The following is a 23,737-nucleotide window of genomic DNA, read 5'->3' on the forward strand; positions in this document are numbered from 1 at the left end:
GAATATTCAGACCAGGCTGGCAGGTAGCCAGATGCTCAGGCGCAGGCCGCCGAGCGCGGAAGCATCGGCGCTGATGCCGCCTTCATGCGCATCGACGATGTGCTGGCAGATCGCCAGCCCGAGTCCGGCGCCGCCATGTGCCCGGTTGCGCGAGGCGTCGGCACGGAAGAAGCGTTCAAACAGGCGCGGCAGCGCGTCCGCGGTGGTGCCGGGCGCGCTGTCGTCGAACTGCAGCAGCCAGCGCTGCTGTTCGCGCCGCGCACTGATCTGCAGGCGACCGCCGCTGTCGGTGTAGCGCAGGGTGTTTTCCAGGATGTTCTTGAACAATTGCTGCAGGCGGCCGGCGTCGGCGTGTACCAGCATCGGTTGCTGCGGCAGGTCGATAGCGACAGCCAGCCTGTGCTCGCGGTAGGGTTCTTCGTAGGATTGCAGGCTGGACCGCAGCAGCACGCCGATATCGATATCGGCCTTGCGGTAAGTCAGCGCACCGGCATCGGCCAGCGACAATTCATATAAATCGTTGACCAGCTTGTTGAGCGTGCTGACTTCCGACTGCAAGGATTTGACGGTATCCATGCTGGTGTCCAGCAAGCCGTCTTCTATAGCTTCCAACTGGCCGTTCAGTATGCCGAGCGGCGTCCGTAGTTCGTGCGAGACGTCGGCCATGAAGTCGCGCCGCATCTTTTCATTGCGTTCCAGCGTCAGCGCCAACTGGTTGAAATCGGCGGACAGGCGGCCGATTTCATCTTGCGTCGCCACCTCGACACGGGTGCTGTAGTCACCACCGGCCAGTCGGTGCGTGGCTTGCGCCAGACGCGTAAGCGGCGACAGCAAGACATTGGCTATCTTGACGGCGACAAACCCGGTAAACAGAATCGACGCCAGGCCGATCAACAGATGGGCCAGCAGCTGGTTGTGCTGGAAGCGCTGGTCGATGGCGGCAATGACACTCTCGAACGGTGTCAACGCCACCCAGCCTATGATGGCGCCGTCACGCATCAAAGGGCGCAGCAAGGCATCCGATTGCATGCCGTGGAAGCCGATCACGAAATTGCGGTCGGCGTCGAGCAGGGTAAAGCGCAAATGGGCACCTGTCAGGTCTGACCCCGACGGTGCATACCGGGAAAATGGCGCGTCCGGGTCGAGCTCGGGGCGGGTGGTGCGCAGCAGGTCATACCAGGTGCCGCGATTTTCCTGCATGAACTGCCAGCTGCCGTGTTCGCGATAGGCCTGTTCGAGGCGCGGTATCAATTCTTCCATCCGTCCTTGCGCCTGCTCATTCAGGTAACCGAGGAAATCATGTGTAAAACTGAGGCGCGCAACCACGCTCATGGCGACAATCACCGCTATCGCCATGGCGAGCATGGCGTAAAAAAGTTTCAGTCTGATGCTGGTTCCGGGCAGGATGAGACGCACGGCAAGATCCTTGGAGGCGAGTGGATTTGCGGGTTAGGGTAGCAAGGAACGCCGGTCTTGGGAAGTTTTCCGGACTGCGGGCTTCCTCAATATTCCTCCACATTTGGTTCTTACCATGGCAGATTCGATAAATTTCAAGATCGCAGCCATGTCCAGGTGCACATTGTGACAGGGCGGTTGCGACCACAGCCATGCTACCAAGAAAATCCTTGCTGAAACTGATGCTGACCCCGCTGCTGGTCGTTGCCGTACTTGGCGCCTGCTCACGATCAACCGATGTGCCGGCACCCAAGGCGGCAGCCGAAGTGGGCACCGTGACCGTGAAGCCGGAGCGGCAGTCGGTGTCGACCGAATTACCCGGACGTACTGTCGCCTACCTGACGGCGGATATCCGGCCGCAGATCAGCGGCATCATTCAACGCCGCCTGTTTACCGAAGGCGCGAATGTCAAACAAGGACAAGCCTTGTACCAGATCGATCCGGCCACCTATCAGGCTGCTTTCGACAGCGCCAAGGCTTCGCTGTCGAAAGCGGAAGCCACGCTGCGCGCCTCCAGGCTGAAGGCTGAACGTTATATCGAGCTGAACAAGATAGACGCCGTCAGCAAGCAGGATAACGACGATGCGCAAAGCGTGCTCAGTGAAAACCAGGCGGCGCTGGAAGTCGCGCGCGCGGCGCTGAAGACGGCGGCCATCGATCTTGAATTTACCCGTATAGCGGCGCCGATCTCTGGCCGCATCGAAACTTCGACAGTAACACCAGGCGCGCTGGTGGTGGCGCAACAGAGCGTCGCCTTGACCACCATACAGAAGATAGATCCGATCTATGTCGATGTGACGCAATCAAGCGTCGATGTCTTGCGCATGCGGCGCGAGCTGGCCAGCGGCAATATCAAGGCTGTCGGCCGCGACGAAGCACCGGTCAGGCTGGTGCTGGAAGACGGCAGCGTTTATCCACAGCCGGGAAAACTCAAATTCAGCGGCCTGAGCGTCAACACCGGCACCGGCATGATCACGCTGCGCGCGGAATTCCCGAATCCGGACGGCATGCTGCTGCCCGGGATGTATGTGCGGGCGCAACTGGAAGAAGCGATCGATGAAGCAGCCATCCTGGTGCCGCAGAAAGCGGTTACCCGCGATGCCTTGGGCGCCGCCACGGCCCTGATCCTGGACGACGCCGGCAAAGTCCAGAGGCGCGCGTTGACGGTAGGACGCGCCATCGGCAATCGCTGGTGGGTGAGCGAAGGCTTGCAGGCGGGCGACAAGGTGATCGTCGATGGCTTGCAAAAAATCAAGGCAGGTGACAGCGTCCGCGCCGTCGACATGAGTGCCGGGCCGTCCAAATCGCCGTCCAGGTCGCCGGCCAATCTGCAGCAGATCAGCGCGCGCTAAGGAACAGATCATGGCGCATTTCTTTATCAACCGGCCCATCTTTGCATGGGTCCTGGCCATCGCCATCATGCTGGCCGGTGCGATTTCCATCTTTTCGCTGTCGCTGGAGCAGTATCCCGACATCGCTCCTCCCAAGGTCAATATCCGGGCAAATTACGCCGGCGCATCGGCCAAGACGCTGGAAGATTCGGTCACTCAGGTGATCGAGCAGCAAATGAAGGGCATCGATAACCTGGAGTACATGTCAGCCTCCAGCAGTTCCGCCGGCAGGACCAACATTACCCTGAATTTCAAAGCCGGCACCAACCCGGACGTGGCGCAGATGCAGGTGCAGAACAAGCTGCAGCAAGCCAGTTCGCGCTTGCCGCAGGCGGTGCAAAGCACTGGCGTGACGGTGACCAAGGCCGCCAGCGATACCTTGATGATCGTGTCGCTGGTTTCAGGTGATCCGAATGTCACCGGGGTGGATATCGGAGACTTCATCAACAGCACCTTGACTGACCAGATCAGCCGGGTGGAAGGCGTCGGCGACGTCACCGCCTACGGTACCAATTATGCGATGCGCATCTGGCTCGATCCCGGTAAATTGCATAAATATTCGCTGATGCCGTCCGATATCAGCCGCGCGCTGGAAGCGCAGAATGCCGAAGTTTCGGCCGGACAGCTGGGCGGTTTGCCGGCAATCCAGGGCCAGCAGCTGAACGCTACCGTTACAGCTCGTAGTAAACTCAGTACGCCGGAGCAGTTCCGCCAGATCGTTGTGAAATCGGCCAGCGACGGCGCGGTAGTGCGGTTGCAGGATGTGGCGCGGGTTGAAATCGGCGCCGAGAGCTACGACGTCAAGGCGCAGCAGAACGGCCGGCATTCGGCGGCCCTGGCAGTGCAGTTGGGATCGGGCGCTAATGCGCTGGCGACCTCCAAGGCAGTGTTGGCGAAACTGCAAGAGCTGGAACCGTATTTTCCGCCGGCCCTGAAACTCAGCAGCACGGTCAGCTACGACACCACGCCGTTTGTGCGCGTTTCCATCCAGGAAGTGGTCAAGACCTTGCTGGAAGCGATCGTGCTGGTGGTGCTGATCATGTACCTGTTCCTGCAGAACCTGCGCGCTACCTTCATCCCGGCGATTACGGTGCCGGTGGTCTTGCTGGGTACCTTCGGCGTGCTGTCGCTGTTCGGCTATTCGATTAATACTTTAACCATGTTCGGCATGGTGCTGGCGATCGGCCTGCTGGTCGATGACGCCATCGTGGTCGTGGAAAACGTCGAACGCCTGATGGCGGAGCAAGCGCTGAGCGCAAAGGAAGCAACGCGCAAGGCCATGTCAGAGGTGAGCGGCGCGCTGGTCGGCATCGCGCTGGTACTGTCGGGAGTGTTCATTCCGATGGCCTTCTTCGGCGGCTCCACCGGTGTGATCTACCGCCAGTTTTCCATCACCATCGTGTCGGCCATGAGCTTGTCGGTACTGGTCGCACTGACGCTGACACCGGCGCTGTGCGCAACCATGCTCAAACCGCATGCTCACGGCCAGGTTGCCCGGAAAGGTTTCTTCGGCTGGTTCAACCGCACTTTCGAGCGTAACGCGCGACGTTATCAGTCCGGCGTCGCCGGTGTATTGGGACGCGGCCGCCGCAGCCTGTTGACCTATGTCCTGATTGTCGCGGCAATGGCGGTGTGCCTGATGCGTTTGCCGACGTCCTTCCTGCCGGATGAAGACCAGGGCGTGCTGAACGCGCAGATCCAGCTGCCGGTGGGCGCAACCGAGGAACAGACGACCCAGGTCATGCGCACGGTGCAACAGTATTTCCTGAAGCAGCCGGAAGTCATTGACGCCTTGTTGTCGGTCACCGGTTCCGGTTCGGGCGGCAATAGCCAAAACGTCGGACGCGCCTTTATCAAGCTGCAAGACTGGAGCGAGCGTAGGGACAAATCCCAGAGCGCGGCCCAGATTGCCCGCAGGGCCAACCAGGATCTGGCAAAGATACGCGACGCGCGGGTTTTCGTGATCTTGCCGCCGGCAGTGCGCGGCCTTGGGCAAAGTTCGGGGTTCGATGTGCAGATGAAGGATGTCGGTGGTGTCGGCCACGAGGCGCTGATGAAAGCGCGCGACGAGTTCATTGCATTGGCGAACAAGAGTGACAAGCTGGCAAACGTGCGCACCACCGGCCTCGACGATACGCCGCAGTTCCGGATCGAGATCGACGACAGCAAGGCTGGCGCACTGAGCGTGAGCACGGCAGACATCAACTCCACCATGTCGACTGCGATGGGAGGCACCTACGTCAACGATTTCCTCAACAATGGCCGCGTCAAACGCGTCTATGTGCAGGGCGATGCGCGCTTCAGGATGCAAGCGAACGACCTGGAACAATGGCATGTGCGAAATTCTGCCGGCCAGATGGTGCCGTTTTCCGCCTTCACCAGCGCCGGCTGGACCTACGGACCTTCCTTGCTGGAGCGCTACAACGGCGTGTCGTCCTTTGAAATCGTCGGTGAGCCGGCGGCTGGCGTCAGTTCCGGCGTGGCGATGCAGGAAGTGGAGCGCATCATGGCGCAGATGCCGGTCGGGATAGGCTATGAATGGACCGGCCAATCCTACCAGGAACGCCTGTCCGGTTCGCAGGCGCCGCTGCTGTATGCGGCTTCCATCCTGTTCGTATTCCTTTGCCTGGCGGCCTTGTACGAAAGCTGGTCGGTGCCGTTTGCGGTGATCTTGATCGTGCCGCTGGGGATCATCGGCACTGTGTTGCTGACCTCTGCCAGCGGTTTGTCGAACGATGTCTACTTCCAGGTCGGCCTGCTGACCACGGTTGGTTTGTCTTGCAAGAATGCGATCCTGATCGTCGAGTTCGCCAAGCAACTGCACGAATCAGGAAAATCGTTGCTTGATGCGACGCTGGAAGCGGTGTATCTGCGCTTGCGGCCGATCTTGATGACTTCGCTTGCATTCATGTTCGGCGTGCTGCCGCTGGCGCTGGCCAGTGGCGCCGGATCGGCCAGCCGGCGCGCTATCGGCACCGGCGTGCTGGGCGGGACGATTTCAGCGACCTTGCTGGGAATTTTCTTTACCCCTTTGTTTTATTACCTGATCTGCCGCTTGTTCCAAAAGCGCCGTGCAGGTGAGCAAACGCCGGCAGCAGCACTGCAAAAGGCAGGTGAGTGATGCATGATTTGATGCGTAAGCCAATATTGAAAACCGTAATGGTATCGAGCCTGGCAATCCTGCTTGGCGGTTGTATTAACCTGGCGCCCGACTATGTGCGGCCGGCGGCGCCGGTGCCGCTTGCCTGGTCCCAAGGGGCAACCCAAGGTACGGCGCAGGAAGCGGCCGACGTGATTGACTGGCGCAACTTCTTCATGGATGCGCGCTTGCGTGAAGTGATCGAATTGACGCTGGCGAACAACCGCGATCTGCGGATAGCGGTACTGAACATCGAAAAAGCGCGCGCGCAGTACCGTATCCAGGATGCGGCCGGCTTTCCAGCGCTCGGCGTGACTGCCGGTGGCAGTGTCACACGAACGCCCGCAGGGCAGGGCAGCGCCAATGCCGCAGTGATCGCCCGCAACCAGAGCGTGCAACTGGGCTTCAGTTCGTACGAGCTGGATTTTTTCGGGCGCCTGCAAAATCTCAGTGCAGCGGCACTGGCGTCCTATCAGTTCAATGTCGAGATGCAGCGGAGTGTCCAGATCAGCCTGGTGGCGGAAGTTGCCGGCGCGTGGCTGGCGCTGGCTGCAGATAGCGAACGTTTGCAGCTGGCGCGCGACACCTTGAAAAGCCAGCAGATTTCCTACGATCTGAGTCAGCGCAGCCACGCCATAGGTGCTACTTCAGGCCTCGATTTGTCGACTGCGCAAGCTAGCGTCGAAGCGGCCCAGGTGGATCTCGGCGAATTTACCAGTCGAGCGCAACAGGACGCTAATGCGCTCAATCTGTTGGCCGGCATTACCGTGCCGGCGCACTTGCTTCCGGATAGCATCCCGAATGCATCCGCGCCGCTCCTGGCGACGCCGGCAGAATTGTCTTCCGTGCTGTTGCTGAAAAGGCCCGATGTGCTAGCCGCGGAACAGACCCTGATCGCCGCCAATGCCGATATCGGCGCGGCGCGCGCGGCATTCTTCCCCAGCATTACGCTGACGGCCGCCGGTGGCACTGCCAGCAGCAGTCTGGCCGGTTTGTTCAAGGCAGGCAGCGGTGCATGGAGTTTCATGCCATCTATCAATGTCCCGATTTTCAACGCCGGCCGCAATCGCGCCAGCCTCGATGTTGCAAAAGTGAGCAGAGAGATCGAGATAGCGAATTATGAAAAGGCGATCCAGACCGCATTCAGGGAAGTCGCCGATGCGTTGGCCGAGCGGGCAACGCTCGATCAGCGCCTGTCAGCCCAGCAACGGCTGGCCGATGCCTCCGCCAAGAGCTATCGCCTGTCGGAGGCGCGATACCGTAGTGGTCTCGACAGCTACCTGAATTCGCTGGTGGCCGAGCGCAGCTGGTACGGCGCCAGGCAAAATCTGATTTCATTGCGTTTGCTTGAACAAAGCAACCGGATCAATTTATACAAGGCGATGGGTGGAGGCTGGAGCGATTCCTGATTGCGCTTTCGTGCAGGACAAAAAAAACCGCTCGACTGGAATCAGGAGCGGAAATCAGCCATTACAGACTGAGCGGAGAAATTAGTTGGATCTGCAGGCTTTACTGCGATCGCGCAATGCGGTTGTCATCGTTGTCCCTGATCTGTTCCAGCTTGATACGACAATGCTCGTGTTGTTGAGTTGAGTATAAGCAGGATAGGAAGTGGGGACACGAGAGGAGAGTCCTTATTTGAATAGGACCGAGTGCCTCCATTTAATCCAGGACCGGCAGGATAAATCCACCAGCGCGGGCAGGATAAATCCATTCGGAAATTATTTTTACGCCTTGTTACGCCTGACGCCGGGATTATTCGTCAGCGCGCTTTCCAGTTGCTTGCCAGCAACGACACGTTTTTGGACGGATTTCTCCTATTCGTCCTAGTGGATTCCTCCTGCCTTTTCCCAATCAAAATAAGGCGCTCGGTCCTATTCAAATAAGGACTCATCGTTCATACCCCCGCTTTTTCTCCTGCCTATACTCCACTCAACAATACAAACATTGCTGCTCAGTTGAGACAAGCCGAGTCAATCATGAAAAATAATTCAGGAGAAACCTATGCGATTTTCCAAGGATCTGTCGCATGCCGCCAGGTATTTCCTGAAGGAAGATTCTGGCGCGTCGCTAATAGAGTTTGCGCTGGTAGGCGCGCTTATCGTCGTAGTTTGTTTGCTGATGCTGCTAGCGCTGGTCAAGGAAATGTAAGAAATCAGAGCGATTTCAAGCTCCAGCGATTTTCCGGATACATGTCTTATCACCGAACATAGACATAGAGACAGATCATGCATGAATTTTACGCGCTACTTGAGCTTCTCGGCATGCTGGTGACAGATCCACGCACATGCGTGCTGTTCATCCTGCTCATCATTGCCGCAGTAAGCGATTGCCGCACCTACAAGATACCGAACTGGCTGACCGCGAGCGGCACGCTGTTCGGCCTGATCTACAGCACTGCGGCGGCGGTCTCGCTGCCGGCAGGTTTGCTGTGGGGTTTAGAGGGCATGCTGTTGGGCTTTTGTATGATGCTGCCGCTCTATGCGATCAAGGCGATGGGGGCGGGAGATGTGAAGCTTATGGCGATGGTCGGGACGTTCCTTGGCGTTCCCTATATCGTCTTTGCGGTCATCGCCACTTTCATCGCAGGCGGCATCGTTGCATTGGGATTCGCGTTGTTTAACAAAGCGCTGGGGCGCATTTTGATCAACGTAAAGAATATCGTGCAAACCATGGTGTTCTCTGCAACCGGAGGCTTCAAGCCGGATGTCAGCCTGGATGCAGGCAGATCGGTAGGGAGAATGCCGTATGGCGTCAGCATTGGCATCGGCACCATTGGCTATGTGGTGGCGAATCAACTGGGTTATTTGTAGGTGGTTAGCTCTAAGCGTTAAACCTGACAGGGACCGGACATGAAAAACATCAAAGCACTCGGATTGCTGTTACTGGCAGCGGTGATCGGTCTCGGAGCCGCGGTCTATGCGGCGGGATGGGTATCGCAGCAAGGGAGCATCGCATCCAACAAGGTCGTGGTAGCCGTGACCGATATCGAACTGGGCAGCAAGATCAATCCACAAATGCTGTCGACCATTGACTGGCCTAGCGGGTCGGTGCCTGCCGGCGCATTCAAGGAAATCAAGGATGTGCAGGATCGGGTGGTGAAAGTTGGTGTGCTGCGCGGCGAAGCCATACTCGACGGCAAGCTGGCGCCGATCGGTACGCAAGGCGGTCTTTCGGCTGTGATTGCAGAGGGCAAGCGAGCAATGACGGTGCGCGTCAATGACGTGGTCGGCGTCGCCGGATTCGCACTCCCTGGCAACTATGTCGATGTCGTGGTGAATGCGCAGCAGGACAAGGGCAAAGGCGAAGAAAGCAAACAGATTAGTAAAACGGTACTGGAGCATGTACTGGTGCTGGCGGTAGCGCAGGAGTCGGGTCGGGACGATACCAAGCCCAAGGTGGTCAGTGCCGTGACGCTGGAGTTGTCGCTGGAAGATGCGGAGAAACTTGATCTTGCCCGGAGTGTCGGCACGCTGTCACTGGTGCTGCGTAACCAGGTGGACCAGAAGACGGTAGGCACAGCAGGCATAACCAAGAACCAACTGTTTGGAGAGCATGTAGAACAGGCGACGCTGCCGACCAAGGTCGCAGCTGCCAAGCCCAGGATAGCGCGCAGCAAGCCGGCGATGGCGCCAGCCTCGGAATGTGTCGAGGTAATTCAAAACGGAAGCCGAGCGCTCAACTGTTTTTAATTAAAACAATCTAGGGAGCAGTTCAAGTGAATAACAACTACAAAAATGCGATTTTCTTCGCTGCGTTGACCGCGACTGGTGGCGCTTTCGCGGCAACCGCACCTTTTGCCACTCACGCCCCTGGCTCCTCAGGTTTGAAACCTTGCGGATCCGTAACGGTCGATCCTGTGACTTATGTCACGCTCGGAAAATCGAGCGTCATCAGGCTGGATACTCCCGCAGCGCGCATGCTGATCGGCGGCCAGTCGTCGAGCCGGGCTGGCAAGCCTCCTGCAGCGAACGACAAGAACGCACCGGCAGCACCGGGGAATGCGCCGCCAGCGCCGGCACAGGGAGCTTCGGATGGCGTGGCAGATGTGGAAATCACGCTACTCAGCCCTACAGAGCTGTTCTTTCTAGGGAAGAAGACCGGATCCATGAATGTCGTCTTGCAGGGTTCGAATGGGCGCTGCGTCATCAAGGACATCATCGTTACCGTCGATCCGGGCAGCCTGCAAGCCAAGATAACCGAATTGATGCCTGAAGAAACCGGAATTAGAGTGCGGGGAGCAGAAAACGCACTGGTGCTGACCGGCAAAGTTACTGATGCCGTCAAGCTTGACGAGGCGATGAACCTGGCGACTGCCTATGGCGACGGCAAGAGGGTGGTTAACATGCTGCGCATCATGACCCCGCAACAGGTAATGCTGGAGGTGAAGATCGCCGAAGTCAGCAAGACGCTGCTCGACAAACTAGGTGCGAGTGTCAACCTGACCCGTGCCAGCAACGGCGGCAGCAATAGCTTCTCCTTGCTGTCCAGTTTCTTGAGCAACGGCGGTGGCTTGCTGCAGGCGTTGAAGATCGGCAGAACCGCGGTAAATCTGGATGGGCAGAAGAATGATGGGCTGGTGCGGGTGTTGGCTGAACCGAACATCATGGCCATCAGCGGTCAGCAAGCCAGCTTCCTGTCGGGTGGCAAGATTTTCATTCCGGTATCGCAAACCAACAACAATGGCGTGCCCACGATTACGCTTGAAGAAAAGGAATTCGGCATTGGCGTGAAGTTCATGCCTACCGTGCTGGACGGCACCCGGATCAATTTGAAGATGGTGTCGGAAGTGTCGGATCTGTCGCAGGTTGGCTCGCCATTCACTACTGTCGGTGGCGTCACGGCAGTGCTGCCATCACTGACTGTGCGCCGGGCAGACACCACGGTGCAACTCAACGATGGACAAAGCTTCGCCATTGCCGGTTTGATCAAGAACAACGTCACTGAGTCCATGAAGCGCTTTCCTGGCTTGGGCGAGGTGCCGGTCCTGGGGGCGCTGTTCAGGAGTTCCGAGTTCCAGACCGACCAGACGGAACTGTTGTTCGTGATTACGCCGCACCTGGTGAAGCCGCTGGCGGAAGTACCTGTGCTGCCGACGGATAACCATGTTGTGCCTAGTCGTGGCGAGGTGTATTTCAACGGCAGCCTGGAAGGTTCTGCTCCAGCACAGGTTCCGGCCCCTGCTCCAGCACCGGTCCCGGCCGCAGATGCAGCACCAGTTCTGGCTCCAGCCGCTGCGATAGTGCCAGCCCCTGTCGCAGAAACTAGTTCTGTTGCCGTCGCCGCTCCTGAAATCAAATAAAAAAAGGAAAGTCCATGAACAAGCTCGCAATCGCACTGTTGCTCGTCCTGACGACGGGCTGCTCGACGATGACCCCCAATTACGACACCAAGTTCGGCGACGCCGTGCGCGCGGCCAAACTCAAGATGACCATTAATCCTGACGCTGGAAAGAATCCCGATCAGGTGGCAGGTATGGATGGCAAAACGGCTAGGGAGACCATTATTCTTTATCAGGGCACCTTTAGATCGCCGCCGCCAGCGGTCAATGTCATCAATATTGGTGGGAACATTGGCAGCGGCGGATCTCCATAAAGTCTAAATGACGAACCGGCGATCTTGATGATCGAGGAGGGGCTACACAGGAAAAAACTTCACTTGTTGTTGTAGTTTGTTGTTCTGAAGGAGAAGTAGGTGGTACCCATGCAATATCGGCGCAGTAAATTTTATTCACAACTATCTTCAAGAGGCAAAAAAAATGAAAAAATTTATTAACTCAGTCGAACATTCCATCCAATCTTTTGCGAAAGACGAAGACGGCGCCCAAGTTGTCGAGTATGCGCTGATCATCGCTGTAGTTTCTATTGGATTAGTGGTGGCGTTAAGCGGCGCGACCAGTGGTGGTCTCAAAGGTTCTTTTAATACGCTCATTACCAGGGTGACGGCCTGCTTTACAGCTAACACCGTTTGCAACTAGGAGTAGGCAAGCCAGCGTGGCGTGATCATCCCATTTGGAGATTTTCTTATGACTGCCGTTGTCGAGAATCTAGTCCATCTTATAAAAGATGAAAGCGGTTCCCAAGTTGTTGAGTACGGATTAATCATCGCCGTAATCTCGATTGCACTCGTCGTTGCTTTGGGAGACGCCACGACAGGGCTTGTGAATTCGTTTTCCGTGCTAGTCAATCGTATTATCACTTGCTTCACTGCGGGTAGTACATGCACTTAATAGATGGTAGTGGTTGTGTCAATGAGAGGTAAGCATTAAGAGTAGGCATTACCTCTCATTGCTTCCCAGAAAAAGGAATTAACATGGACAGCAACAAACAGAAAGGCTCGCAGGCCGTGGAATTTGCGCTGGTCCTGCCGTTCCTGATTTTGATTATCTTTGCTGTCCTGGATTTCGGCATTCTTGCCTACGACAAGGCTATTATCACCAACGCCAGTAGGGAAGCGGCACGGCAAGGGATAGTCTTGAGTACTGCGGCATGGGATCCGGCAACGATAAAGCAGGTAGCTTGCAATTATGCCAAAAGCGCGCTCATCACCGTCAATAGCGGCACACGTACTAGTACCTGTACTGGGGGAGCGGGTTCCGCAGATCCTGTTATCACCGTGTCCCCCTCTGCCGCCCCGGTTTTCAATACGCCTGTCACAGTCACCGTATCCTACGCAGTTAAAGGATTTTCCTTAGGATCCTGGTGGTCACTAGGGACTGGCCCCAACACTGTCGGAAGCGCAATTACCTTGGTTTCCACTACGCAAATGAATCATGAATAAGGCCAACATCATGTCTAAGTTCAATGCCATGTCGCTACAAGCAAAGGGGTCGGTTCTTGTATTCGTGGCGGGCATACTTTTGGTCCTAACCGGCTTTGCAGTAGCTGCAATCGACGTAGGCAGAGTATTCATCGTTCGCAACGAAATGCAAAATGTGGCAGATGCGGCCGCCCTGGCTGGCGCTAATTGCCTGGACAGGCAATCGCTTGCCGGATCCACGACGGAATGCACAAGTGCTACGTCGACGACGTTGAACTGGGACAGGGCCAGCGCCAAAGCCACCGATGAACTGGGCCGTAATACGGCTGACAACAGAGCTATTTCCACCACGGATTCGGGGCACCAGATTGATGTGGGGTACTGGAATTTGCTAACGAAGAGTCCGTCAGGCGGAACGCTGTCTAAGACCTTTACTCCGCTGACAAACGATGACAAGCCAGCGGTGAGAGTCACCATCACAAAAGACGTGGGTAAGAATAACGGGCCTATCACGATGCTGACCCGATGGATGTTTGGCGGATCCGATGTGCCGATGACTGCCAAAGCAGTTGCCGTTATCTCTTCTCCGGGCAGCGTGGTGCCGGGAGCCTTGATTCCGGTTGCCATCAACCAGTGCATGTTTGACCAATATTGGGATTCAGTTAAAGGTCAACCTGTTCTCTTCAAATCAGGGGATGTCGATCCCTATGGATTATCGAAATTGGGCCAGCCATGGGAAGTCAGGATCGGTTCGTCCTATCATTATCCCAGCTGCGAATCAGGTCAGTGGACTTCCTTTCAACAGAATGCGAATGACGTGCCCACGGTGCGAGATTTGATCGCTAATGGCAACCCGACGGCACTGAACATAACAGATAACACGTGGATTCAACCGGGCACCAAGGACTCACTCTATAACTCTCTGTCCAGCCAGTATCCGACGCCACCGGGCGCGGACGTCACGGTGGTCGTTGTCAACCAGCCTTCCGGTTGGAGCACGAATACGCAAACACCGATTGTTGGGTTCGCCGGCTTTCACATTGACGATATACAGGGGGGGAGCGGCAAGTACATTCAGGGTCACTTTATTCAAGGCGCGATCAGCAGCGGTTCCAGCGGGGTCGGCCCCTATTACGGCACCTATACGCCGCCGCGCCTAGCCCAGTGACATCGCCACAATCAACGCCAAGAGGGATCAAATGAAGATCGCGATAATTTCTCCCAATATGAATAATCTACAAGAGATGGGTAGAATAATCGGCGCGTGTTCGCATTCAGTTACTCTCATTGAAGGTGGTAAAAGCAAGATGCGCGTCGTTGCTGAACAGGAGCAGCCAGATCTGATGCTTGTTGAGGGAATGTGTTGCGATCCGGCCGAACTTGCCCAGGTCGAATATGTCACTACCCATCATCCTGGCATTGCAGTCATTTTGCTCTGCGCGACCCAGACCCCGGAATTTCTGATCAACTCGATGCGTGCCGGTGTGCGGGAAGTACTGCCATCGCCGGTGACCGCCGGCGCGTTGGAAGCAGCGGTAAGTCGCATCGCAGCCAAGCGTTTCGGCGCGCATGTCCCGCCGGTCGGCAAGATACTGGCATTCATGCCCTGTAAAGGCGGCAGCGGCGCCACGTTCCTGGCGACCAATCTCGGCTACCAGTTGGCGGACACCAAATCTGTGCTGCTGATTGACCTGAATCTGCAATTCGGTGATGCGCTGTCGTTCGTGCATGACGGCAAGCCGATCTCCACCTTGGCAGATGTTGCCCGGGATATTAACCGGCTGGATGCATCGTTGCTCGCAGCCAGTACGGTCAAGATTTCACCGAACTACTGCATATTGGCGGCGCCCGAAGAGCCATCGCAAGCCATGGAAATCAAGCCGGAGTATATCGAGATCATCCTCAGCCTGGCAGTAACCCAGTATGACTTTGTATTGCTGGATGTGGGCAGAACGCTGGACACGCTTGCTATCAAGGCGCTGGATCGGGCTTATCGGATTTTTCCCGTATTGCAAGCAGGACTGCCATACCTTCGAAACGCAAAAAAATTGCTCGCAATATTCACATCGCTGGGCTATCCGGAAGATAAGATCGAGCTGATTGTCAATCGCTTCGAGAGGAGCGGGGAAATAGGTGTTGATGATATACGCCACTCCTTGGGGGCCGACATTCTGCACACCGTTCCCAACTCCTATAAAGAGGTGAATGCGTCGATCAACCACGGTGATCCAATGATCGAAACGGCGCGTTCCAATGCTGTGACGAAGAACCTGGCCGCGTTCGCACTGACGCTGAGTCCCAAAGAGGAAGAAAGTCGCAGTTTGTTGGAACGTCTGTTCAGGCGGGCATAAGTAGTGTCATCAGAGCAGCGAAAAAATTGCAATTCGATCCAAGCGTGAGCAAGTAAGCATAACGGGAGCATATAAAAATGTCTTTTCGAGAAAAACTAAACGCCGCCAGGATAGAGCCACTGACACAAGCGCAGCCGCAACTCCAGGTGGCAAGTGATGCGTATAAGCTGTTGAAGGGAAGGATGCATCTCAAGCTGCTGGATAAGTTCGATTTAACAGTATTGGAGACCTTAGCTCCAGAAATGCTGCGGCAGGAAATCGCTGCGATGGTTGAGCGTCTGCTGCACGAAGAGCAGGCCGTGATCAATGATGTCGAGCGACGCTCGCTGATTCGTGACATTCAGCATGAAATGCTGGGATTTGGTCCGCTTGAGTTGTTGATGGCTGATCCAACGGTATCCGACATCCTGGTCAATTCCTACGAGCAGATTTATGTGGAGCGCAGGGGCAAGCTGGAGCTTACCAACGTCACCTTCACCGATGAAAAACACCTGTTGCGCATAATTGACAAGATCGTGTCCCTGGTCGGCCGGCGGATAGATGAATCCAGCCCCATGGTGGACGCCCGGCTGCCTGACGGTTCGCGGGTCAACGCAGTCATTCCACCGGTGGCCTTGGATGGGCCTATGATGTCGATCCGGCGATTCGCCCATATTCCGCTGAAAATGGATAATCTGGTGAGCGAATACAAGAGCTTGACGCCAGAAATGGCCTTCATGCTGGAAGGACTAAGTAAAGCCAAGGTCAACATGATCATCTCAGGCGGCACCGGCTCCGGCAAGACGACATTGCTGAATATCTTGTCCGGCTACATTCCTGCATCGGAGCGGATTGTCACGATAGAAGATGCCGCCGAACTGCAGATGCAGCAGCCTCATGTGGTGAGGATGGAAACGCGACCTATGAATATCGAGGGCAAGGGCGAGATTACCCAGCGTGCCTTGGTACGCAACGCACTGCGGATGCGGCCTGACCGGATCGTTATTGGCGAAGTACGCGGAGCGGAAGCGGCCGATATGCTGCAAGCGATGAACACCGGTCACGAGGGGTCGCTCACTACCATCCATGCCAACACGCCGCGAGATGCATTGTCCAGGCTTGAGAACATGATCGGAATGGCGAATTTGAGTCTTCCGCACAAAGCAGCGCGACAGCAAATTGCTTCAGCAATCACGGTGGTGATTCAGGGCATCAGATTAATCGATGGAAAGCGCAAAATCACCAGCATTCAGGAGATAACAGGCATGGAGGGGGAGGTCGTTACCATGCAAGAAATATTCGCTTTCAAGCAAACCGGAATTGGCCTCGATGGCGACGTTCAAGGCTATTTCCACGCAACAGGCGTGCGACCGAAGTTTACGGAGCGTCTGCGTGCGTTTGGCGTGGTGATGCCGGACGCCATGTTCGATCCCACTAAACACTACCAATGAGAGGAGGGTAAATCATGCTGCAATCGATCGGCGGTAACGCCTTCTTGATCATAGCGGTGCTGGTTTTCGTCGCTGTAGTCCTCCTTCTGGAAGGCATTTACATGATGTGGCAATCATATAAGGGACCTGAGGCCAGGAAGATTGCGAATCGGCTCCGGGTACTTTCAGCTTCGCTGGATAGGACTCACCAATCGCAGTTATTGAAACAGCGCATGCTGAGCGAAACCCCCGGGTTTGAGCGACTGCTGCTGAGTCTTCCCAGAGCGCAAAGACTGGACCGATTCATCCTCCAGGCAGGTCTGGACTGGGCTGTATCCAAGCTATTGTTATCTTGTGCGGCATCAGCAGTCATAACCTGCATGATCGTCAGTGTGCTGGCTCATCAATCGATCCTGTTGGGATTGTTGATCGGTGCTGCCGCTGCGGCTCTGCCTTTATTGTATGTAAGCAGAAAACGGAACCTTCGGTTGACCACGATTGAGCAGCAACTACCTGAATCGCTTGACCTGGTGACCAGAGCTCTACGTTCCGGACATGCTTTTTCATCTGGATTGCAAATGGTCGGGGAGGAAATGGCGGAACCAATTGCTAATGAGTTCCGTATCGTGCACGACGAAGTCAATTTTGGTGTGTCGCTACAGCAGGCATTGACGAACTTGTGCGAACGCGTACCGATTGTCGATATGCGTTACTTCGTGGTCGCCGTTCTCATTCAACGCGATTCAGGTGGGGATTTGACCGAGGTTCTGGCTAATCTGAGCCGCTTGATTCGGGAGCGCCTGAAGTTGATTTCGAAGGTAAGAGTGCTGTCATCCGAGGGGCGGTTGTCAGCCCGGATTTTAGCCATCATGCCTTTCGCACTAGGAGCAGCCATGAATTATTTCAATCCGGAGTTTATGGCTCCCTTGTGGACGGACCCGATCGGCATTGTAATCATGAAATACATGCTCATCTTAATGGCCGTAGGTGTTTTGATTCTCAGAAAAATAACCAAAATCCGGGTATAGAAGGATAATTAAAATGCTAATACTTCCCGTATTGATTTTCGTCGCTGTCACGCTTGGAGTGATAGGGGTATTTGTCTGGTTGGCGCCTACCAAAACAGCGCAGCGACTGCAAGCAATGTCTCATCCGGTTGAGAAGCCGCAGTGGACAGAAACTATGGTGAACCTCGTCGGCCCGTTCGCCAAGTTGTCTTCACCGACTGGCAATTGGGAAACGTCGCCGCTAAGAATCAAGTTTCTCAATGCCGGGATCCGCCATATTGATGCGCATCTGATCTATTTTGGCATCAAGACATTGCTGCCCCTGGCCTTTGCGGCAACGGCATTCCTGGTGCTTAGATCATCGACTAGCATTGAGGGTATGACACTCCTACTGTATGTGGTCTTGTCAGCGATGATTGGTTGTTACCTGCCTAACGTCCTGCTTCATTGGAAGATAAAAAGTCGTAAGCGGGAGATTTTCGAAAATTTTCCTGATGCGGCTGATTTGATGCTGATTTGCGTAGAAGCAGGTTTGGGATTGGATGCCGGTCTCACTAAAGTGGTCGATGAAATCAAGATGAAAAGTGTCGCGTTAGCGGAGGAACTGCATCTGACAAATCTGGAAATGAGGGCAGGCGGTACGCGTGAGAAATCCTTGCGCAATCTTGCGCTACGCACCGGTGTTGAAGAAATCGGTACATTCGCCGCCATGTTGACCCAGGCAGATAAATTTGGAACAAGCATTGGCGAATCGCTACGCGTATTCTCCGACGATTTGCGGAATAAGAGACAAATGCGTGCTGAGGAAATGGCTGCCAAGGTCCCTACGAAAATGCTGTTTCCGCTGGTGGTCTGTATTTTCCCGGCGATCATCATGGTCATCATGGGACCAGCGGCAATTCAAATTATCCGAACCATACTGCCACTGCTGAGTGGAGTCCATTGAGAACTTGAGATGACGCCGAAAGGACCAGACGCAACGGTGCAAATGCCACATGGCTTGCGGTGCAATGAGAGATGCGGATTCTAGTTTCAACTTATTGGGTTTCACGGGATCGTTTGTGCTGATTCAATTTAAAACGGTGTCTTAATGTCGACGCACATGAAAGTCTGCTCACCATGTTGATGACCATAACGGCGCTCCTCAATAAAACAAGGCTGGCGTTCATTGCCGTATTCCTGTTGCTGTTTTTTATTCAGCCCCTAATTGATCCCGACTATTTTTGGCATCTCAAAACGGGGGAATACATCGTCTCCCGTCACGCGCTGCCAGCGGGTGATATTTTCTCATTCACACGCTTCGGACAACCTTGGGTGCTGCATGAATGGCTCTTTGAGGTTGTGCTATACGGCATGTTCGCATGGCTGGGGCCATTGGGCGTCAAGTTGTTAACAGTCACTTTCGCGATGTCCGCCCTCGGCCTCGTCTTTGTCCTCACGCGGCGGATCGGGCAGTCTACGTCGGCCGCATCTGTCCTGATGCTTGTCGCCCTTGTTCCTTTTGTCGTCGGTATTTCACCTCGACCGCAGTTGGTTACCTATACCTGCTTCGCTATCTTCCTGTTTGTGTTGCTGAGCCATAAATATTACAACGCAGGACGATCCCTGCTCCTGCTGCCGTTCCTGATGATCATCTGGGTAAACGCTCACGGTGGCTACGTGATCGGCATCGCGCTCATCAGCCTGTTCACGGCCTGCGAATGGATTAGCTACTGGATAGGCCCTGTGCGCGCGCACCAGCAAAAGCAGCGCCTGGTCTGGTTGACGCAGGTGACATGCGCTACAACGCTAGCGAGTTTGATCAATCCAGGATTCCTGGCGCATTGGCTGTATCCCTTCCAAGTGCTCGGCATGGCGGCGAACGAGCGGATACAGGAATGGCAAAGTCCGAATTTCCATGACTTCGGCCCAAAAGCATACCTGGCGCTTGTCCTGCTCTTCATCCTTTCCTACACTTTTGCATCACGTAAACCTGATGTCACGGAAATTCTGATTCCCTCATTTTTCCTTGTGATCGGTTTCTTGGCGGCCCGGCATATTCCGGTAGCGGTCCTGGCCGTCACTCCTTTCATTGCTCTCGCACTTTCACGAGGCACCATAGCGGCTATTTCGAGGGGTTGGCTTCGATCGAGTCTGGCGACGTGGTGTGTGAAATGGCTCAGTAGTAAAGAATTGGGTCAAGGTGAATTCGTATTGAACTGGATCGTTCTGGCTATCCTAATTACCAGCCTGGTTGCCTACGCGCCGACATTTCATTCCAAAGACAAGGAGAAAGCCAATGAAGTACTGCCGGTCAACGCCGCCAGTTTTGTGGCTGCCAACGGCATCACCGGCAATATGTTTAATAATTACGGTGAAGGAGGCTATTTGATTTATCGCTTGTCGCCCGCCTTGAAAGTGTTTATTGACGGGCGTGCAGACATGTACGGGGACAAGTTTTTTACGGATTTTCTCGATATCTATGAAGGCAAAGCCAACTGGAAAGAGAAATTCGACCGGCTCTCGATAGACTTTGCCATCGTTGGCAAGGACGCACCGATCCGGCAACTGCTGTTGGCGGACGGCAGTTTCAAAGAGGTCTTTCTTGACGAACACCATTCAGTCTTGCTGCGCGATATCCAGAAGTACCACGCACTGCTGAGTAGGTCAGCTAACCAGGAACCAGGTTAACTGGCGCGAATTGAATCCTGATGCGCCGTGATTGTACGTCACATGTTTTCTCATTTGGAGGGCAGGCGATGCTACTCGATAAAATGGAGATAGAACAACTTCCCCGGAGAACGCTGTCCGTTGTGGTCCCGGTCTTTAACGAACAGGAAGTCTTGCCTGAGTTCCATCGGCGGGTGGGCGCTGTGCTCGATACGTTGGAGATGAATAGCAAATTCATTTACGTCAACGATGGCAGCACCGACGGGACGGTCGACGTCATCAACGGGTTGCAGATGCGCGATGCGCGCGTGACGTTGGTTGACCTGAGCCGTAATTTTGGCAAGGAAATTGCGCTTACCGCCGGCCTGGATCACACCGACAGCGATGCCGTAATTGTCATCGACGCCGATCTGCAAGATCCGCCGGAACTGATTCCCGAACTTGTCGCGCAATGGCTTGCCGGGTACGACGTCGTATACGCCAAGCGCACATGCCGTGACGGCGAGGATGTGTTCAAAAAGGTCACAGCGTTTTTGTTTTACCGCCTGATCCAGAAAATGAGTCGGGTCCAGATTCCCGAAGATACAGGCGATTATCGCTTGCTGAGTCGGCGCGCGGTCGAAGCGATCGGTCAGCTGCGTGAACAGCACCGTTTCATGAAGGGCCTGTTTACCTGGATCGGCTACCCGCAAAAGGCGGTTCTCTATCGGCGCGCGCCCCGTTTCGCAGGCGCCACAAAGTGGAATTATTGGAAGCTGTGGAATTTCGCTCTCGAGGGAATTACCTCGTTTACCGGGCTTCCGCTCAAGGTGGCCACTTACGTCGGTCTGGCCAGTGCGGTCGGAGCGTTCGGATATGGCCTCTACATGATCTTGCGCACGCTAATTTATGGCAACCCGGTAGCTGGCTATCCATCCTTGCTGGTCGCTATCATGTTTCTCGGTGGTATGCAACTGCTGGGTATCGGCATCATCGGGGAGTACCTTGCGCGCATGTTCGACGAAAGCAAGCATCGCCCGCTCTATTTTTTGAAGACCGGCCGATCCGTGAACAACGTGCGCGATCCTCAGCCAACGGTTCTGAGAAGTGCGGAGGCGATTGAATAACTCGCTGAAAAATTAATTGAGGCGAAGAGCGCATTGTGACAAAACTACTTTGCGTTGTTTTTTCCCGCGTCATTCAATACGAGCTTCGACCTGCCAGTGGGAGTGTAAGCAAACCACACAAATGCCTCGCTCAGCTCGGCTCAGTGGGAACGATGCTGCTGCCAGACGATATTTTAAAGCGCAGCATACAAAAAAACGTGGAGGCGGAGGAGGCATGATGTTTTCAGTTGTTTACAACAGAGCCAATCAGCTATCAGCATGGCAAGCCAATTTATTCCGATTTTCGGAGTTGTTTGTAATATTGTTACTTCTGGCGGTAGACATAACCTGGTCAAGGCAGGTGGGGCTTGTTTTTCGAGACTATGGAAGGGTACTTGCTGTCGTCGCGCTTATGCTCTCTCTGTGGGGTTTTTATGCTATTTCGGGCCGCAGCCGGCGTCTTTCTGAGATCGGTTACTATGCCGCGATGTGGCTCAGCTTTACAGAACTTGGCTGCATTCTCTCGTATCTTGTCGCATACATGCGCATGCCCTTATACGATGTTGAATTTACCAAGCTTGACGCTGTACTTGGATTTTATTGGCCAGGGTGGTTTGAATTCATCCGGACGCACGGCATTCTTGATGTCGTCCTGTTTCTTGCCTACTTTAGTCTGATACCGCAAATTATCGGATCAATCATCTTCTTTGCCCACGCTGAACGCGCGAATCGAAATCGGGAATTGTTCTGCATGGCCGTTGTTGCGCTTTGCCTTACGGAGGTGGTCGCTGGTACTTTTCCGGCTGTCGGTGCGTTTTATCATTTCAAGATAGAAATGGCACGCGCCACTCATTTAGCCGATCTGTTTCATCTGCTGGCGGGGACGCAGAAAAATTTCTCGTCGCTTACCATGGAGGGTATCGTCACTTTTCCCTCATATCATGCGGCTATGGCGGTCATATTCATGTATGTGCATCGTGGCCAGCGGTTCCTGTTCCCCGCAATTGTTGTACTGAATTTTCTGCTTCTATTGTCAACACCCACCTTCGGCGGGCACTATTTAGTTGATATCGTTGCGGGCGTGTTGGTTGCTACACTATCGATTTTCATATTCCGGCAAATCAAGGGTTGGGACTCCCCAATTGATGCTTGATCGCATAAACATACAACTCAAGCCGATTGCTCACATCCAGCTTGTGATATATCGAAGTCAAATGGTTGCACAGCGTATGCTCGGAGATGAACAGCCGCTGCGCCAGCGTTTTATTCGAAGCGCCGCTTCCCTCCACAATCGTGTGAATGATTTTTTGTTCCTTGGCTGTCAGTGTTGCTTTCTTTTCCGCTTCAGAGTCAGGTTTGCGCGCAGCCAAAGGGTTCATGAGTTCTCCGAATACCCTGCCGAGCGCCTCACGGTCAAGCCAAAGTTCGCCTTGATGGGTTTTTTCTATTGCCTTCAGCACTTGTTCCGCCGAGGCATCCTTGTGCAATATTCCCCGTGCACCCCTAAGAACCGCCACATCCAACGTCGCTTGCTTGCGCTCGCCGGTCAGGATCAATACGCGTGACACGCCATTCGCTAGCAGGGTCGGAAGGATATCAAGGCCGTCTTTTCCATCCAGGTCAAGGTCTAGCAAAATGACATCTGGAAGCAGTTTCTCAAATTTAGCAAGAGCTTCTTCACAATCTCGCGCGGTTCCGACCACCTCCATCCGTGGTTTCTCACCGTCAATCAATTTACCCAATCCCCACAGCATGGTCTGATGATCGTCGATCAGCATTACGCGAATGGCTGCATCTACCGGCTTCATGATTTCACCTCTTCAAACGGGTATCTCGACTTGTACGGATGTGCCGCCGTCCGTCCCTGACCTCACATGTGCTCTTCCGCCCAGCGCTGCAGCGCGCTCGGTAATCGAGCGCGGCATGAAGTCGACTGCCGGAGCACCGGCGCCTTCATTCTCGATCTGAATCTTCAACCATCCGTTTGCACACTGGAGTTTTACGCATCCCCGTTGCGCGACGGTGTGCTTGCATATATTGCTCAACCCTTCGCGCACGACTTGCATTACCTCCGCAATCAGGCGATCGCTGACGTTGAGCTCACCCTCCATGCTGACCTCGATATCGATCCCGTAGAATTCCCTGACTTGCGCAGCTTGCTGACGCAGAACCACGAGAAATACCGGTTCAGTCTGTCCCAGTGCATTTTTAAATGTTCCAGCATAACGACGTAAATCGCCAATGACCTGTGCTGCCATTGCCATCAATTTGTCGATATCTTCGATTAGTGGATTGTCGGCAGAAGCTTTATTGCGCACGGCACTGAGCCCCATTTTCAAGCCGATATACGGTTGGATCGCAGTATCGGTAGTTGTCAATAAAGATGTCGCGTCACTTCAAGCAGCTTGCTTTAGTATTTCCGGCTGAACCCGTTCCGGATTAAGCCAGACCTCGTCCTTCAAATCCCAGTTCCGTGTGGCACCTGACCAACG

22 protein-coding genes are annotated in these 23,737 nt (G+C 54.8%); 19 read left to right on the forward strand and 3 right to left on the reverse strand.

Translation table 11 applies throughout. The annotated features are described in order from the left end of the window. Positions 1-6 precede the first annotated feature (6 nt). The gene (locus KHU29_RS05140; protein WP_343216025.1) at positions 7-1,416 is read right to left on the reverse strand and encodes an ATP-binding protein; all 1,410 of its coding nucleotides are present in this window, start codon (positions 1,414-1,416) and stop codon (positions 7-9) included. 209 nt (positions 1,417-1,625) lie between these two features. Between KHU29_RS05140 and KHU29_RS05145 the strand changes: the two genes are divergently transcribed. The 19 genes from KHU29_RS05145 to KHU29_RS05235 all read left to right on the forward strand — a co-directional run bounded on the left by KHU29_RS05145 (position 1,626) and on the right by KHU29_RS05235 (position 22,398). After that, positions 1,626-2,807 (forward strand): efflux RND transporter periplasmic adaptor subunit, encoded by a 1,182-nt coding sequence (locus tag KHU29_RS05145; protein WP_246541506.1) that lies wholly within the window; start codon positions 1,626-1,628, stop codon positions 2,805-2,807. A gap of 10 nt (positions 2,808-2,817) precedes the next feature. Further along, the gene (locus KHU29_RS05150; RefSeq protein WP_211451601.1) at positions 2,818-5,967 is read left to right on the forward strand and encodes an efflux RND transporter permease subunit; all 3,150 of its coding nucleotides are present in this window, start codon (positions 2,818-2,820) and stop codon (positions 5,965-5,967) included. A gap of 11 nt (positions 5,968-5,978) precedes the next feature. Then, positions 5,979-7,394 (forward strand): efflux transporter outer membrane subunit, encoded by a 1,416-nt coding sequence (locus KHU29_RS05155; RefSeq protein ID WP_211451602.1) that lies wholly within the window; start codon positions 5,979-5,981, stop codon positions 7,392-7,394. 595 nt (positions 7,395-7,989) lie between these two features. Continuing rightward, complete coding sequence (locus tag KHU29_RS05160; protein ID WP_211451603.1) at positions 7,990-8,136, forward strand: Flp family type IVb pilin; 147 nt, start codon at positions 7,990-7,992, stop codon at positions 8,134-8,136. Between the two features lie 77 nt (positions 8,137-8,213). Further along, a complete protein-coding gene (locus tag KHU29_RS05165) occupies positions 8,214-8,798 on the forward strand; it encodes an A24 family peptidase (protein ID WP_211451604.1) in 585 nt (194 codons plus the stop codon). Positions 8,799-8,837: 39 nt separating this feature from the next. Beyond that, positions 8,838-9,677 carry a Flp pilus assembly protein CpaB gene (gene cpaB / locus KHU29_RS05170; RefSeq protein ID WP_211451605.1) on the forward strand — a complete coding sequence of 280 codons (840 nt, stop codon included), beginning with the start codon at positions 8,838-8,840 and terminating at the stop codon, positions 9,675-9,677. A gap of 26 nt (positions 9,678-9,703) precedes the next feature. After that, entirely contained in the window at positions 9,704-11,287 is a 1,584-nt protein-coding gene (locus KHU29_RS05175) for a type II and III secretion system protein family protein (protein ID WP_343216026.1), read from the forward strand. Between the two features lie 14 nt (positions 11,288-11,301). Beyond that, positions 11,302-11,580, forward strand: coding sequence for a hypothetical protein (locus tag KHU29_RS05180; RefSeq protein ID WP_211451606.1), 279 nt, complete (start codon positions 11,302-11,304; stop codon positions 11,578-11,580). Between the two features lie 163 nt (positions 11,581-11,743). Next, entirely contained in the window at positions 11,744-11,962 is a 219-nt protein-coding gene (locus tag KHU29_RS05185; RefSeq protein WP_211451607.1) for a Flp family type IVb pilin, read from the forward strand. Positions 11,963-12,010: 48 nt separating this feature from the next. Further along, the gene (locus tag KHU29_RS05190; RefSeq protein WP_211451608.1) at positions 12,011-12,214 is read left to right on the forward strand and encodes a Flp family type IVb pilin; all 204 of its coding nucleotides are present in this window, start codon (positions 12,011-12,013) and stop codon (positions 12,212-12,214) included. An 83-nt stretch (positions 12,215-12,297) separates the two neighbouring features. Then, positions 12,298-12,765, forward strand: coding sequence for a TadE/TadG family type IV pilus assembly protein (locus KHU29_RS05195; RefSeq protein ID WP_211451609.1), 468 nt, complete (start codon positions 12,298-12,300; stop codon positions 12,763-12,765). After that, positions 12,758-13,912 carry a pilus assembly protein TadG-related protein gene (locus KHU29_RS05200; protein ID WP_246541508.1) on the forward strand — a complete coding sequence of 385 codons (1,155 nt, stop codon included), beginning with the start codon at positions 12,758-12,760 and terminating at the stop codon, positions 13,910-13,912. Before KHU29_RS05195 ends, KHU29_RS05200 begins: the two co-directional genes overlap by 8 nt. Before the next feature lie 31 nt (positions 13,913-13,943). Then, positions 13,944-15,095 carry a CpaE/TadZ family protein gene (locus KHU29_RS05205; protein WP_211451610.1) on the forward strand — a complete coding sequence of 384 codons (1,152 nt, stop codon included), beginning with the start codon at positions 13,944-13,946 and terminating at the stop codon, positions 15,093-15,095. Between the two features lie 77 nt (positions 15,096-15,172). Further along, complete coding sequence (locus KHU29_RS05210) at positions 15,173-16,525, forward strand: TadA family conjugal transfer-associated ATPase (RefSeq protein WP_211451611.1); 1,353 nt, start codon at positions 15,173-15,175, stop codon at positions 16,523-16,525. 14 nt (positions 16,526-16,539) lie between these two features. After that, entirely contained in the window at positions 16,540-17,532 is a 993-nt protein-coding gene (locus tag KHU29_RS05215; RefSeq protein WP_211451612.1) for a type II secretion system F family protein, read from the forward strand. 13 nt (positions 17,533-17,545) lie between these two features. Next, positions 17,546-18,457: a type II secretion system F family protein gene (locus KHU29_RS05220; RefSeq protein WP_211451613.1), complete on the forward strand. Its 912-nt coding sequence runs from the start codon at positions 17,546-17,548 to the stop codon at positions 18,455-18,457. A 173-nt stretch (positions 18,458-18,630) separates the two neighbouring features. Then, positions 18,631-20,181: a hypothetical protein gene (locus KHU29_RS05225; protein ID WP_211451614.1), complete on the forward strand. Its 1,551-nt coding sequence runs from the start codon at positions 18,631-18,633 to the stop codon at positions 20,179-20,181. Between the two features lie 68 nt (positions 20,182-20,249). Continuing rightward, positions 20,250-21,266 carry a glycosyltransferase family 2 protein gene (locus tag KHU29_RS05230; RefSeq protein WP_246541510.1) on the forward strand — a complete coding sequence of 339 codons (1,017 nt, stop codon included), beginning with the start codon at positions 20,250-20,252 and terminating at the stop codon, positions 21,264-21,266. 214 nt (positions 21,267-21,480) lie between these two features. After that, complete coding sequence (locus KHU29_RS05235) at positions 21,481-22,398, forward strand: phosphatase PAP2 family protein (protein ID WP_211451615.1); 918 nt, start codon at positions 21,481-21,483, stop codon at positions 22,396-22,398. Here the strand turns inward: KHU29_RS05235 and KHU29_RS05240 are convergent. Both KHU29_RS05240 and KHU29_RS05245 read right to left on the reverse strand, forming a co-directional pair. After that, the gene (locus KHU29_RS05240) at positions 22,367-23,053 is read right to left on the reverse strand and encodes a response regulator (protein WP_246541512.1); all 687 of its coding nucleotides are present in this window, start codon (positions 23,051-23,053) and stop codon (positions 22,367-22,369) included. The genes KHU29_RS05235 and KHU29_RS05240 overlap by 32 nt on opposite strands. A 12-nt stretch (positions 23,054-23,065) precedes the next feature. Next, positions 23,066-23,623: a sensor histidine kinase gene (locus KHU29_RS05245; protein ID WP_211451616.1), complete on the reverse strand. Its 558-nt coding sequence runs from the start codon at positions 23,621-23,623 to the stop codon at positions 23,066-23,068. Positions 23,624-23,737: the final 114 nt, after the last annotated feature.

The sequence above is a fragment of the Collimonas antrihumi genome (genome assembly GCF_018304965.1).
Taxonomy (GTDB): domain Bacteria; phylum Pseudomonadota; class Gammaproteobacteria; order Burkholderiales; family Burkholderiaceae_D; genus Collimonas; species Collimonas antrihumi.

Coding starts and splice junctions, on each gene's coding strand:
- KHU29_RS05150 (WP_211451601.1), top strand. CDS start 2,818: ATGGCGCATTTCTTTATCAACCGGCCCATCTTTGCATGGGTCCTGGCC.
- KHU29_RS05155 (WP_211451602.1), top strand. CDS start 5,979: ATGCGTAAGCCAATATTGAAAACCGTAATGGTATCGAGCCTGGCAATC.
- KHU29_RS05160 (WP_211451603.1), top strand. CDS start 7,990: ATGCGATTTTCCAAGGATCTGTCGCATGCCGCCAGGTATTTCCTGAAG.
- KHU29_RS05165 (WP_211451604.1), top strand. CDS start 8,214: ATGCATGAATTTTACGCGCTACTTGAGCTTCTCGGCATGCTGGTGACA.
- cpaB (WP_211451605.1), top strand. CDS start 8,838: ATGAAAAACATCAAAGCACTCGGATTGCTGTTACTGGCAGCGGTGATC.
- KHU29_RS05180 (WP_211451606.1), top strand. CDS start 11,302: ATGAACAAGCTCGCAATCGCACTGTTGCTCGTCCTGACGACGGGCTGC.
- KHU29_RS05185 (WP_211451607.1), top strand. CDS start 11,744: ATGAAAAAATTTATTAACTCAGTCGAACATTCCATCCAATCTTTTGCG.
- KHU29_RS05190 (WP_211451608.1), top strand. CDS start 12,011: ATGACTGCCGTTGTCGAGAATCTAGTCCATCTTATAAAAGATGAAAGC.
- KHU29_RS05195 (WP_211451609.1), top strand. CDS start 12,298: ATGGACAGCAACAAACAGAAAGGCTCGCAGGCCGTGGAATTTGCGCTG.
- KHU29_RS05200 (WP_246541508.1), top strand. CDS start 12,758: ATGAATAAGGCCAACATCATGTCTAAGTTCAATGCCATGTCGCTACAA.
- KHU29_RS05205 (WP_211451610.1), top strand. CDS start 13,944: ATGAAGATCGCGATAATTTCTCCCAATATGAATAATCTACAAGAGATG.
- KHU29_RS05210 (WP_211451611.1), top strand. CDS start 15,173: ATGTCTTTTCGAGAAAAACTAAACGCCGCCAGGATAGAGCCACTGACA.
- KHU29_RS05215 (WP_211451612.1), top strand. CDS start 16,540: ATGCTGCAATCGATCGGCGGTAACGCCTTCTTGATCATAGCGGTGCTG.
- KHU29_RS05220 (WP_211451613.1), top strand. CDS start 17,546: ATGCTAATACTTCCCGTATTGATTTTCGTCGCTGTCACGCTTGGAGTG.
- KHU29_RS05225 (WP_211451614.1), top strand. CDS start 18,631: ATGTTGATGACCATAACGGCGCTCCTCAATAAAACAAGGCTGGCGTTC.
- KHU29_RS05230 (WP_246541510.1), top strand. CDS start 20,250: ATGCTACTCGATAAAATGGAGATAGAACAACTTCCCCGGAGAACGCTG.
- KHU29_RS05235 (WP_211451615.1), top strand. CDS start 21,481: ATGATGTTTTCAGTTGTTTACAACAGAGCCAATCAGCTATCAGCATGG.
- KHU29_RS05240 (WP_246541512.1), bottom strand. CDS start 23,053: ATGAAGCCGGTAGATGCAGCCATTCGCGTAATGCTGATCGACGATCAT.